Annotated in this window: 13 protein-coding genes and 1 riboswitch; of the genes, 11 read left to right on the top strand and 2 right to left on the bottom strand. The window is 74.6% G+C overall.

Annotated elements, in window-relative coordinates; all coding sequences use genetic code 11:
* From PKY62_RS00950 to PKY62_RS00920, 7 genes are all read left to right on the top strand, one after another.
* Positions 1–712: methyl-accepting chemotaxis protein (locus tag PKY62_RS00950; RefSeq protein WP_324533930.1), on the top strand; the 712-nt coding region annotated here is incomplete at its 5' end.
* A 142-nt stretch (positions 713–854) separates the two neighbouring features.
* Entirely contained in the window at positions 855–2,006 is a 1,152-nt protein-coding gene (locus PKY62_RS00945; RefSeq protein WP_324533928.1) for a protein-glutamate methylesterase/protein-glutamine glutaminase, read from the top strand.
* Positions 2,003–2,827, top strand: a complete 825-nt coding sequence (locus PKY62_RS00940) for a CheR family methyltransferase (protein ID WP_324533926.1) — start codon at positions 2,003–2,005, stop codon at positions 2,825–2,827. The genes PKY62_RS00945 and PKY62_RS00940 overlap by 4 nt, the downstream gene beginning before the upstream one ends.
* Positions 2,824–3,207 carry a response regulator gene (locus tag PKY62_RS00935; RefSeq protein ID WP_324533924.1) on the top strand — a complete coding sequence of 128 codons (384 nt, stop codon included), beginning with the start codon at positions 2,824–2,826 and terminating at the stop codon, positions 3,205–3,207. Before PKY62_RS00940 ends, PKY62_RS00935 begins: the two co-directional genes overlap by 4 nt.
* Positions 3,204–3,674 carry a chemotaxis protein CheX gene (locus tag PKY62_RS00930; protein WP_324533922.1) on the top strand — a complete coding sequence of 157 codons (471 nt, stop codon included), beginning with the start codon at positions 3,204–3,206 and terminating at the stop codon, positions 3,672–3,674. The genes PKY62_RS00935 and PKY62_RS00930 overlap by 4 nt, the downstream gene beginning before the upstream one ends.
* Positions 3,675–3,714: 40 nt before the next feature.
* Positions 3,715–4,074, top strand: coding sequence for a response regulator (locus PKY62_RS00925; RefSeq protein WP_324533920.1), 360 nt, complete (start codon positions 3,715–3,717; stop codon positions 4,072–4,074).
* Positions 4,071–4,568 carry a hypothetical protein gene (locus PKY62_RS00920; RefSeq protein WP_324533918.1) on the top strand — a complete coding sequence of 166 codons (498 nt, stop codon included), beginning with the start codon at positions 4,071–4,073 and terminating at the stop codon, positions 4,566–4,568. Before PKY62_RS00925 ends, PKY62_RS00920 begins: the two co-directional genes overlap by 4 nt.
* 152 nt (positions 4,569–4,720) lie before the next feature.
* Here PKY62_RS00920 and PKY62_RS00915 read toward each other — a convergent pair whose 3' ends face one another.
* Positions 4,721–5,323 (bottom strand): M15 family metallopeptidase, encoded by a 603-nt coding sequence (locus tag PKY62_RS00915; RefSeq protein ID WP_324533916.1) that lies wholly within the window; start codon positions 5,321–5,323, stop codon positions 4,721–4,723.
* Positions 5,324–5,526: 203 nt separating this feature from the next.
* Positions 5,527–5,601, top strand: a riboswitch (cyclic di-GMP riboswitch).
* 15 nt (positions 5,602–5,616) lie between these two features.
* Here PKY62_RS00915 and PKY62_RS00910 point away from each other — a divergent pair.
* Positions 5,617–5,778: a hypothetical protein gene (locus PKY62_RS00910; protein ID WP_324533913.1), complete on the top strand. Its 162-nt coding sequence runs from the start codon at positions 5,617–5,619 to the stop codon at positions 5,776–5,778.
* Between the two features lie 52 nt (positions 5,779–5,830).
* Here PKY62_RS00910 and PKY62_RS00905 read toward each other — a convergent pair whose 3' ends face one another.
* The gene (locus PKY62_RS00905) at positions 5,831–7,561 is read right to left on the bottom strand and encodes a hypothetical protein (RefSeq protein WP_324533911.1); all 1,731 of its coding nucleotides are present in this window, start codon (positions 7,559–7,561) and stop codon (positions 5,831–5,833) included.
* Positions 7,562–7,971: 410 nt separating this feature from the next.
* On the opposite strand from PKY62_RS00905, the gene PKY62_RS00900 reads away from it, so the two are divergent.
* The 3 genes from PKY62_RS00900 to PKY62_RS00890 all read left to right on the top strand — a co-directional run bounded on the left by PKY62_RS00900 (position 7,972) and on the right by PKY62_RS00890 (position 11,138).
* Complete coding sequence (locus PKY62_RS00900; RefSeq protein ID WP_324533909.1) at positions 7,972–8,457, top strand: low molecular weight protein-tyrosine-phosphatase; 486 nt, start codon at positions 7,972–7,974, stop codon at positions 8,455–8,457.
* 145 nt (positions 8,458–8,602) lie between these two features.
* A complete protein-coding gene (locus tag PKY62_RS00895) occupies positions 8,603–10,852 on the top strand; it encodes a putative bifunctional diguanylate cyclase/phosphodiesterase (protein ID WP_324533907.1) in 2,250 nt (749 codons plus the stop codon).
* Between the two features lie 106 nt (positions 10,853–10,958).
* Positions 10,959–11,138, top strand: a complete 180-nt coding sequence (locus tag PKY62_RS00890) for a YegP family protein (RefSeq protein WP_324533905.1) — start codon at positions 10,959–10,961, stop codon at positions 11,136–11,138.
* Positions 11,139–11,206 lie beyond the last annotated feature (68 nt).

The raw sequence follows: 11,206 nt of genomic DNA, 5'->3' as shown, positions 1-11,206 counted from the left end.
CGAGGAGACCAGCGTGCAGGCCGGGGTGGTCGCCGCCGCGGCCGAGCAGGTCAGCCGCAACGTCCAGGCCGTCTCGGCCGGGGCTGAGCAGATGGGCGCCTCGATCCGCGAGATCGCCCAGAACGCCAACGAGGCCGCCAAGGTGGCTGCGCAGGCGACGTTCGCCGCGCAGGCCACCAACGCGTCGGTGTCCAAGCTGGGGGCGTCGTCGGCTGAGATCGGCAACGTGGTCAAGACGATCACGCAGATCGCCGAGCAGACCAACCTGCTCGCGCTCAACGCGACGATCGAGGCCGCGCGTGCCGGCGAGGCCGGCAAGGGCTTCGCCGTCGTCGCCGGGGAGGTCAAGGAGCTGGCGCAGGAGACCGCGCGGGCCACCGAGGACATCTCACGCCGCGTCGAGGCCATCCAGGCCGACACCATCGGCGCTGTCGCGGCGATCGGTGAGATCGCCGAGATCATCGCGTCGATCAACGACTACCAGCTGACGATCGCCTCGGCGGTCGAGGAGCAGACGGCCACGACCACCGAGATGTCCCGCGGTGTGGCCGAGGCGGCGACGGGCTCCGGGGAGATCGCCGCGAACATCACGGGCGTGGCGTCGGCGGCATCGTCCGCGTCGGACGTCATGACCCAGCTGCAGGCCGCGACGGGCGACCTGTCGCAGATGGCGGCCGACCTGCGCGTCCGCGTCGCGGCGTTCACGTACTGACCCACCGACCGGGCTCCCGGCCGCCCTGAGCGGCGGCCGGGAGCCCGGCCCGTGCCGCCCACCAGGACGGCTCACAACCGGCCGGTGACGGCCGATCTGACACCTGTCGCGGGCACCCCGCGCCATGACCGGAGGAGGCGAAGTGGCTCGGATCAGGGTCCTCGTGGTGGACGACTCCGTCGTCGTCCGCCGGCTTGTCACCGATGCCCTGTCCTCCGACCCGGCGATCGACGTCGTCGGGGTCGCGGCCAACGGCCAGATCGCCCTGACGAAGGTCGAGCAGTTCGCGCCGGACCTCGTCACGATGGACATCGAGATGCCCGTCATGGACGGCATCGAGACGGTGCGGGCCCTGCGCCGCGCCGGGCACAAGATGCCGATCATCATGTTCTCGACGCTCACCGAGCGCGGCGCCGTCGCCACCCTGGACGCGCTCGCCGCCGGTGCGACGGACTACGTCACGAAGCCGGCGAACGTCGGCAGCGTGCAGCAGTCGCTGGCCCAGGTGGCCGGCGAGCTCATCCCGCGGATCAAGGCCTTCGTCCCCCGCCCCGCTGGCACCCCGCGCGACGCGGCACGACCGGGCGCCGCGCCGTCGGCCACCGCGCCGCGCACGCCGGCCCAGCGTGTCGCGCCCGACCGCTCTGCCCCGCGCCCGTTCGTCCTGCGCACTCGCCCGGTGCACGCCCGGCCCCGCGCCGTCATCATCGGCAGCTCGACCGGAGGCCCGGAGGCGCTGTCCCGCGTCCTGACCGGCCTGACCGTGCCGCTGCCCGTGCCCGTCGTCATCGTCCAGCACATGCCCCCCGTCTTCACGCGCCAGCTCGCCGCCCGCCTGGACCGCCTCGGTCCCAGCACGGTGATCGAGGCGGCCGGCGGCGAGGACCTGCAGCGCGGCACCGTGTACATCGCCCCGGGCGACATGCACCTCGAGCTCGTCCGGTCCGCCGGCGGTGCGCGCACGCGCCTGCAGCACGGTCCACCGGTGAACTTCTGCCGACCGGCGGTCGACGTCATGTTCCGCTCCGCCGTCGAGGCGTACGGCGGGGACCTGCTCGCCGTCGTGCTCACGGGCATGGGGGCTGACGGGCGCGCGGGCTGCGAGGCGGTGACCGCCGCGGGGGGCACGGTCATCGCGCAGGACGAGGCCACCAGCGTGGTGTGGGGGATGCCGGGAGCCGTCGCGACGGCCGGGCTGGCCCACGCCGTGCTACCGATCGACGAGGTGGCCGGCGCGATCGCCCGTGCCGTCGCCCTGGGCGTCGAGCCCAGCCCAGTGGGAGGTGTGCGATGACCCTCGCCGCGGAGAACTTCTCCTTCGTCGCGGACCTCGTCCGCCGGCGCAGCGCGATCCAGCTCGAGGCCGGCAAGGAGTACCTCGTCGAGAGCCGGCTCCTGCCGCTCGCCAGGACGGCGGGCACCGTCGACGTCGACGCGTACATCCGGTCCCTGCGGTCCGTGGCGAGCCCGGCGGCCCTCGAGGCCGTCGTCGAGGCGCTGACGACCAACGAGACGTCCTGGTTCCGCGACGCCCAGCCGTTCGCGACGCTGACCGACCACGTGGTGCCGGAGCTGCTCGGCGCGCGCGGCGCGGCCGGCCCGCTGCGGATCTGGTCCGCCGCGTGCTCGACGGGTCAGGAGCCCTACTCCATCGCGATGACGCTGGCGGACCTGGTCCCCGGCGGTCGGCTGCGGATCCTCGGCACCGACCTCAACCAGCAGGTGCTGGCCAGGGCCCGCACCGGCCGGTACAGCCAGCTCGAGGTCAACCGCGGGCTGCCGGTCTCGATGCTCGTCAAGCACTTCACGCGCGCCGGGGTCGACTGGGAGGTGGCGGCGCCGTTGCGGTCCGCGATCAGCTTCGCCCAGCACAACCTCCTGGACGTGCCGCCGGCCGGTGGACCGTTCGACGTCGTGTTCCTGCGCAACGTGCTCATCTACTTCGACCTCGCGACCAAGCGTGACGTCCTGCGTCGCGTGCAGCGAGTGGTGCGTCCGGGCGGCTACCTGCTGCTCGGCGCGGCCGAGACCACCATCGGCATCGACGACGACTGGGAGAGGGTCACCGTGGGACGGGGATCCGTCTACCGCCTGAACGCACGGAGGGCAGCATGAGGGCACTGGTGATCGACGACTCCCGGACGATGCGCCGCATCATCGTGGGGGTGCTCCGGTCGATGGGCTTCGACACGGTCGAGGCCGGCGACGGACGGGAGGCCCTCGACGTGCTCGAGACCGGCATCCCGGTGGACCTGGCATGCATCGACTGGAACATGCCCGTGATGAACGGGCTGGAGTTCGTGCTGGCCGTCCGCGAGAACCGCGCGTGGCGCGGGGTGACGCTGATGATGGTGACCACGGAGAGCGAGCACAACCAGATCGTGCGCGCCCTGGCCGCCGGTGCGCACGAGTACGTCATCAAACCGTTCACGCCGGACGCGATCCGGGACAAGCTCCAGCTGCTGGGGCTGGTCGAGCTCGAGGAGTCCGCATGAGCACCGCCATCGATCTGAGCCTCTTCACGGGCACCGACCCGATCTTCACCATCGCCGACGAGGTCTTCTCCGCGATGATCGACGGGGAGCCCGGCCTGCTGACCGAGTGGGTGGGCGACGTGCCGGTCATCGCCGACGCGATGCACGCGTGGGTGGACGTCGACGGCGTGGCGCCCGGCCGGGTGCTGCTGTCCACGGAGCGCGACACCGCGCTGCAGATCACGCGCGCGCTGCTGGCCATGGAGCCGGACGAGCAGGTCGGCGACGCCGACTTCGTGGACGCGCTCGGCGAGGTCGCCAACGTCGTGGGGGGCAACGTCAAGGCGCTCGTCCCCGACCCCGGCGCGCTGACGCTGCCGCAGGTGACGCACGAGCGCCCGCCGACGAGCCCCGAGAACCTCCTGCACGAGCTGGCGCTGGCCTGGCGTGGCCGGCTGCTCGTCATCAGCCTGTGGTCGCTGGCGTGACCATCCCGATCCCCCCGTACGACCGAGCAAGGTGGTTCACATGAGAGTCCTCGTCGCGGACGACAGCCGCGTCATGCGCCAGATCGTCATCCGGACGCTGCGGCAGGCCGGGTACGACTGGGAGATCACCGAGGCGCCAGACGGCGCCGCGGCGCTCGAGATCGCGCAGGCGCAGGATCCTGACCTCGTGCTGTCGGACTGGAACATGCCCGAGATGACCGGGATCGAGCTGCTCCGGGCGATGCGCCGGCACGGCATCGACATCCCGCTGGGGTTCGTCACGTCGGAGGGCTCGGCCGAGATGCGCGAGCAGGCTGATGCCGCCGGTGCGCTGTTCCTCATCGCCAAGCCGTTCACCGCGGAGGTCTTCCGCGACACGATCGACCCCTTCCTCGCATGAGCGCCGTCGGCCAGCACTCCCCGCTGCCCGCTGCGCTCGAGGTCCGCGAGCTCTTCGAGGGTCTCCTGGGTCGCGACGTCGAGGGCAAGACCGGCGCCGCCCCGGTGGACCCGTCCCACGGGGCGGGCGCCATGGTGGGCGTCTACGTCGACGACATGCTGGCCATCCGGTCGCTGATCGTCGTCGACCTCGACCTCGCCGCCCACGCCGGGGCCGCGATCGCGCTCATCCCCGCGGCGACGGCCAAGGCGTGCGTCGAGGACGGCCTCATCTCCCCGGCGCTCTACGACAACACCGCGGAGATCCTCAACGTCGCCGCGTCGCTGTTCAACCACGACGACGCCCCGCACGTGCGGCTCTACGCTGCCTACGCACCGCGCGAGCGGCTGCCTGCCGACGTCGCCGGGTGGGTCCTGGCCTTCGTGCGCCGGGTGGACCTCGAGCTGTCGATCGCGGGCTACGGCGCGGGTCGGATCTCCGTCCTGGCGCTCTGACCGAGGGCTCGCCCCTGCGCGACGCCGTCGCGGACACCCGCGCGGCTACGCGGAACATCCGGAACCGAACCCGTTCCGGATGTTCCGCGCTGCCGTTGGGGGGCCCGTCGCGGCCGGCGCTGGGGGTGGCGGGTCCGGTGCGGGCCCGGACGTCAGGTCGTGGGGTGGTAGCCCCAGTGCCACGGCTCGCGCGCGACGTCCTCGACGAACCCGTAGTCCTCGCCGTGCGCACGCATCCACGCCTGCGCCGTCGAGTCGAGCCTGAGGTCGAGCGCCATGCCCCAGCCGTGCATGGAGGTCCCGGGGGTCGCGGCGAGGCCACCCTGGCTGTAGAGGCCCTTGCGGGCCGCGACGTCCACCTGGCTCTCGTAGGTCCGGTAGGAGTCGGTGATCCCGATGGTGACGCCGTCGGCGGCGGCCGCGGAGCGCAGCGCCTCGAACGACCGTGCCGCCGGGGTCCACAGCTGCGCGCTGGTCCCCGAGATGGTGCTCAGCGCCTCGGACGGGATCCGGCCGTTGCCGTAGCCGACGAGGTCGACGGGCACGCCGTTGGCGTTGAGCCGGTCGGCGCCCGAGGCCACCGCCGCGGTCCCGGCGGTGCCCGTGGTCCCGGTGGCGGCGAGCACGGCGGCGAACTCGCCGGCCGAGCCGGTGGCCGACGACGAGCCCACCGTCACGCGGACGGGCGGGGCCAGCTGGGCGATGCGGCTCTGGATCTGCCAGATCCGTTCGGCGATGCCGGCGACAGCGTCCACGCGCGGTTCTCCTCAGGTGTCGGTACCTGGTCCCATCGACCACGCCGGCCCGGTGCTGAGGGGTCGGCGGCGCCCTGCCCCGCCGGCCGGCCGGCGGGCGGGTGGACGCGCCGCACGACCGGGTGAAAACCCTGGTCCGAACGGGTGGCCGAGGCCCCCCGGGTGCCGATCCCGGTCCGTCGGGACCCTAACCTGACCAGGTCAGCGAGAAATGGCAAACCCGTCGCAAGGCGGGGACGCAAAGCCACGGGGCCCCCAGGGCCAGCCGGGCTACCGAACGAAAGCAGGCCACCATGGGCGACGCCGTCATCATGAACTCCGTGTTCTCGTCCTCCGCCTCGGAGAGCCGCGTCACCGCGGATGCCATCCCCGCCGCCGCGCTGGCGCGCTGGGCTGCGATCGCCGGGGAGCGCGCGCGCTGCGCAGCCGTCCCGCGCCAGCACGAGGCGGCCTGACCCAGCACCCGCCGCCCGGACCCCGCCCCGAGCGGGCCGGGCCGGGCGCCCGTCACTGGTACGTGACGAGGTCCGGGAGCGGCAGCACCTGGTAGGTCTGCGCAGGGGTGAGCATCGGGACGTCCTCGTCCACGAAGTTCTTCCACCCCCACCGCACGCCGGCCGGCGCCCCCACCTGCAGCGCCGCCCACGTGCCCGCCTTCGCCGGCTGGCTGCCCTGGCCGTCCACGTGCAGCACGACGGTCAGCTCCTCGCGCGAGGTGTCCAGCCGCTCGCGCCCGTCGATCATCCGCAGCATGAACTGGTGCAGCACGAGCACCTTCTGCGGCAGGGCGTACGTGCGGGTGAGGTCGGCCAACCACGTCACGACGGCGTTGACCTCGTCGATCCCCACGGAGCCGATCTGGCGCAGGTGCACCTGGTCGGGCGCGAGGCGCCACTCGGGGTCCAGCGCGAGCCCCACGTGCGGGTGGCGCAGCAGCGGCTCGTAGGCCATCGCCTGGGTGAGGAAGTCGGTCCGCCCCGGCTGCAGGTCGAGGATGACGTACACGCCGGCGGCCCCGGCCGCCTCCACCCACGGCAGCAGCGCGTCGACGGCGAGCTCGTTGGAGTAGTTGCCGTCGTCCCCCGGCCCGGCCGACGCCACCGTGGCGATGATCTCGAAGGTCGGCACCACGACGTCCCCGGTCAGCGCCTGGTACTCGGCGGCAAGGCCCTGGGCGCGGACGACAGCCGACGGCAGGTCCTGCTCGCCGAGCAGCCCGAGGCCCGCGAAGACCGGGGTGCCGTAGAGCGCGACCATCCGCTTGCCCGCGAGCGCCAGCTGGCCGCCGCCGGGCAGCTGCACGCCGGTCGCGGCGGTGGACACGGTCCACGCGACGCGCTCGGGGCTGCCGAGGCCCGGACCGACCACCAGCACGTGCGTCGGTCCGTCCCGGTGGGCCGCTGCGACGGCGTCCACGGTGGCCGCGCTCGCGCGCGGGTCCCCGCCGGGCACGACGACGACGCTGTGCCCGGCCGCGCGTGCGGTCGCGACGGCGGCGAGCTCCGACGGGTCCCCGGTGGCGAGCACGAGCCCACCGGGCGGGGTGATGCCGACGGCGGTGCGCGGCAGCCCGGTGGCGGGGGACGGCCGGGCGCTCGGCGTGCCGTCGGGCTGCTCGGGCTGCTCGGGCGGCGGCACGGCCAGGAGCACGGGCGCCGCGCGGTCGAGGGCGGCGACGGCCGCGACCTCGCCCCCGGGGGCGACCGGGACCGGTGCGGGGAGGTCGATGCCCCCGGCATCGGCGAGCAGGCGGGCGAGAGCGTCGTCGTCCGCGGGCGCCGCGACCACCGCGACGTCCCGCAGCGCGCCCACGAGACCCGGGACGTCCCCGACGGTGAGGACGGCCTCGGCGCCGAGGCGCTCGAGCTCGTCCGCCGTGGGCGCGGGGTCCGGCCCGAGGAGCAGCACGGGGCCGCCCAGCGCCACGGCGAGGCCGGCGGCGCGCACCTGGGCGGCGAGGTCGTCGGACGCCGCGACGACGGCCACCGGGGCGGAGACGAACAGCGCCGTGCTGGCCGCGACGGACCGGGCCACCGGGTCGGCGTCCGCCAGGACCGTTGTCGCGGCGGTGGGCAGCCGCAGCACGGCGGTCGGCACCGGGGCGGCCGTCGGCGTCGGGGACGGGCTGCGCGACGGATCGGGATCGGAGCGCGGGGCTGCGCACGCACCGAGGGCGAGCGCCGCGAGCGCCACGAGCGCCACGAGCGCCACGGCGCGGCGGGGCCTCGTGCGCAGCATCACTCCCCCGTCCGGCGGCCGTCGACCCGCCCGCGCGTCGACCCTACGGGCGCCGGAGCCCCCGGCGCACCCCGTTGCGGGCCGCCGCGCCCCGCGTCCCGACCCGGGTGCCGCGCGCGCACCCTCCGGAAAACCCTTGGCAGCGCCCCGACCGCGACGTACGGTCGGGGGACATGTGGAGAGGAGGTGGTCCAGAAGATGAAGTCTTCCCGGACGCGTGAGGTGGCTGCCCGCTAGTCGCCCGAGTGCATCGGACGGAGTGTCTCCGGTCCCGTACCGCCCAGGCGGCTGCGAGACCCAGACAGTCACCGCAGCCCGTGGGGGCCGTGCCAGTCCAGCACGGTGCGCCGGTCTCGACCGGCACCCCACGGGCTGTCCCCTGCCCGGGGCCGGCAGGCGATGATGGTCCGGTGAGCCGCACCTATCGCGTCATGACCGTCTGCACCGGCAACATCTGCCGCTCGCCCATGGCCGAGGTCGTGCTGCGCGCGCGCTTCGAGGCCGCCGGGCTGGGCGACGACGTGGTCGTCGACTCGACGGGCGTGAGCGACGAGGAGCACGGCCGGCCGATCGACCCGCGCGCGCGGCGGGTGCTCGAGGCCCATGGCTACCCGGTGCCCGCCCACCGTGCCCGCCAGGTGCGCGGCGGGGACCTCGCGGCCCGCGACCTCGTGCTCGCGATGACGGCCCAGCACGCCCGGCGCCTGCGTTCGCTGGGCGACGGCGACGTCCGGCTGTACCGCTCCTTCGACCCCGCGGCCGGCGGTCTCGCCGAGCACCTGCTCGACGTCGAGGACCCCTGGTACGGCGACGAGGCGGGCTTCGTCACGACGCTGCGGCAGATCGAGGCCGCGGCCGACGGCGTCGTGGCGCACGTGCGTGCCGTGCGGGGGTGATCCGGCCGGGCGGGTGCCGACCGGGGGCGCGCCGCGAACCACCCGCCGCGACTCCTCGACCGGAGGGCCGACCTGCCGATGGGCTGGCCGGTGGATGGACCACCTCGGCGCCGACGCGCCGCGGCGACCCGACGGGGGAGGCGACGTGACGCAGGCCGACAGCCCGCTGTGGCGTGGGCTCCGCATCGGCGCGCTCGCCCTCGGTGCCGCCGTCGTCCTGGCCCACGCCGTGCGCAGCGTCCTGCCGCGGGCCGGGCAGGACCCGACGGTGGACGTGGTGCTCCTCCTGGCGGCCGTCCTCATCGCTGCGGCCGCGGCGACGGTGCGCACCGCCCGCTCCGGCGGGCGCGCCGAGGACGTCGTCCTGTCCGCCGGGCTGGTCGCCTACGCGCTGGGCTGGGTCTACTGGGCCGTGGTGCTGCGGCCGCTCGAGACGCCGCCCTACCCCAGCCCGGCCGACGCCCTGTGGGCGCTGCTCTACGCCGGCGTCCTGCTGTCCCTGGCGCTGCGCGTCTCCCGTGGACGCCGTCTGCAGCGCGACTTCCTGCTCGACGTGCTCATCGGCACCGCCGGTGCGGTGTCCGCCGTGCTCGGCTTCCTCGTCCCGGCGCTCGCCGGGTCCGCGCGGGCGTGGAGCGTCATCGGGATCAACGGGGTGTACCTGGCCGGTGACACGGCGATGCTGCTGCTGACCGTCAGCGTGCTGCTGGTGCACCGGTCCCGCAGCGCCTGGCACCTGTGGGTGCTCGCGGGCAGCGTGCTGCTGCTGGGTCTCACCGATGCCCTGTTCCTGGCCGAGGTCGCCGTGACCGGGGTGATCCCGGCGGGCAGCCCGCTCAACCTGGGCTGGATGGTCGCCGTCCTGCTCATCGCGACGACCGCCGGGCACCGGGCCGTGCGGACCGAGCAGGCCGTCCGCTCGCGCGGGTCGGTGCTGCTCGTCCCCCTGGTCGGGACCGTCGTCGCGCTCGGGGTGCTGCTCCTCGTGCCGCAGGACGCGCCGGCCGCCCGGTGGATCGCGGCCGCGGCGATCCTCCTCGCGGTCGCGCGGATGGGCCTGGCGTTCGTCGAGGTCGACGCCCTGGCCGGCAGCCGCGAGCTCGCGCTCACCGACGAGCTCACGGGCCTGTCGAACCGCCGGGCCTTCTACTCCCTGGCGCGCGAGCAGCTGGCGACGGGCGCGCCGGCGACGCTGGTGCTGCTGGACCTCGACGGCTTCAAGGAGGTCAACGACACCCTCGGCCACGGCGCCGGGGACCTGCTGCTGACCCTGGTGGCTCGGCGGCTGGCCGCCGAGTCGCGCGCGCGGACGGGGGTGCGGGAGGCCGACGTCGTCGCGCGGCTCGGCGGTGACGAGTTCGCTGTGCTCTTTCCCGGGGTCGAGCCCCACCTGGGTCGGGAGGCCGCCGCCCGGGTGGCGGACGCGCTCGCCTCGACGTACGACGTCGAGGGCATCCGGGTGCGCGTCTCGGCCGCGGCAGGGATCGTGCACGCCCCCGAGCACGGCCACGCGGTCGACGAGCTGCTGCGCCGCGCTGACGTCGCGATGTATGCGGCGAAGTCGGGCCGGGCGCGGTCGGTGGAGTACCGCGCGGAGCTCGACACCCGCAGCCGCGACGGGCTGCGGCGCGTGGAGCGCATGCGCGCCGCCCTCGTCGAGGGCCGGCTGGTGCTGCACTACCAGCCGAAGGTGGACCTGCTGACGGGCCGGGTCACCGGGGTCGAGGCGCTCGCGCGCTTCATGGATCCCGTGCACGGGCTGCTCATGCCCGGCGAGTTCCTCGCGCCGCTGGCCCAGGCCGGCGAGCTCGCGGCGCTCACCGAGCAGGTGCTCGACAAGGCCTGCGCCCAGGCCCGCCGGTGGGCGGACCTGGGGCGTCCGCTCCCGGTGGCGGTCAACGTCCCGGCCGACGGCTTCGGCGACGGGGAGCTCACCGACCTGGTGCGCTCGACGCTCGAGCGGCACGGCCTCCACGGCCCGTCGCTCACCGTCGAGGTGACGGAGCAGGTGCTGCTGCGGGACCACGCCGAGGGCCGCGCCGCGCTGGACGCCATCCGCGCGCTGGGCGTGCGGGTGTCGGTCGACGACTACGGCACCGGCTACAGCTCGCTGTCCTACCTGCGTGACCTGCCCCTCGACGAGATCAAGCTCGACCGCAGCTTCGTCGAGGCGATGGTCGGCGACGAGCGGGCCACCCGGATCGTCGAGTCGACCGTCACGCTCGCTCACGGGCTCGGGCTCACGGTCGTCGCCGAGGGGGTGGAGACCGAGGGTGCCCGCCAGGCGGTCATCGCCGCGGGCTGCGACGAGGTGCAGGGCTACCTGCTCGCCCGGCCGATGAGCGCCGAGGCGCTCGACGAGCTGCTGGCCCGATGGGTGACCGACGCCGCCTGAGCCCGGGTGCACGCCGTCGTGCCCCTTCCGCTCGTGATCATGCGGGGCCAGACTGGCCCCGGACCTCCGACGAGGACGTCGGAGGCAGGCGCGATCGGAGTGCACGATGAAGTTCACGATCTACAAGGACGCCAAGGGCGAGTTCCGCTTCCGGATCGTCGCGACCAACGGCAACATCCTGGCGAGCAGCCAGGGCTACAGCGCCAAGGCGTCCGCCCAGAACGCGATCGACCGGATCAGGTCGGACGCGGCCGACGCGGCGGTCGTCGACGAGACCACGGCCTGACCGCCGTGGGCGGGTGGCCGCCGACGGCAGCCACCCGCCCGCCGTCCGCGGTCCCGTCCCGGGGTCCC

Source organism: Actinotalea sp., from assembly GCF_035443605.1.
Lineage (GTDB): Bacteria > Actinomycetota > Actinomycetes > Actinomycetales > Cellulomonadaceae > Actinotalea.
Note: the sequence above shows the minus strand (reverse complement) of the source record. Positions and strands in the feature narration are given on the sequence as shown.

Bases quoted from the DNA above. Each gene is read 5' to 3' on its own strand.
- PKY62_RS00940 (WP_324533926.1), top strand. From the start codon at position 2,003: ATGACCCTCGCCGCGGAGAACTTCTCCTTCGTCGCGGACCTCGTCCGC.
- PKY62_RS00935 (WP_324533924.1), top strand. From the start codon at position 2,824: ATGAGGGCACTGGTGATCGACGACTCCCGGACGATGCGCCGCATCATC.
- PKY62_RS00930 (WP_324533922.1), top strand. From the start codon at position 3,204: ATGAGCACCGCCATCGATCTGAGCCTCTTCACGGGCACCGACCCGATC.
- PKY62_RS00925 (WP_324533920.1), top strand. From the start codon at position 3,715: ATGAGAGTCCTCGTCGCGGACGACAGCCGCGTCATGCGCCAGATCGTC.
- PKY62_RS00920 (WP_324533918.1), top strand. From the start codon at position 4,071: ATGAGCGCCGTCGGCCAGCACTCCCCGCTGCCCGCTGCGCTCGAGGTC.
- PKY62_RS00910 (WP_324533913.1), top strand. From the start codon at position 5,617: ATGGGCGACGCCGTCATCATGAACTCCGTGTTCTCGTCCTCCGCCTCG.
- PKY62_RS00905 (WP_324533911.1), bottom strand. From the start codon at position 7,561: ATGCTGCGCACGAGGCCCCGCCGCGCCGTGGCGCTCGTGGCGCTCGTG.
- PKY62_RS00890 (WP_324533905.1), top strand. From the start codon at position 10,959: ATGAAGTTCACGATCTACAAGGACGCCAAGGGCGAGTTCCGCTTCCGG.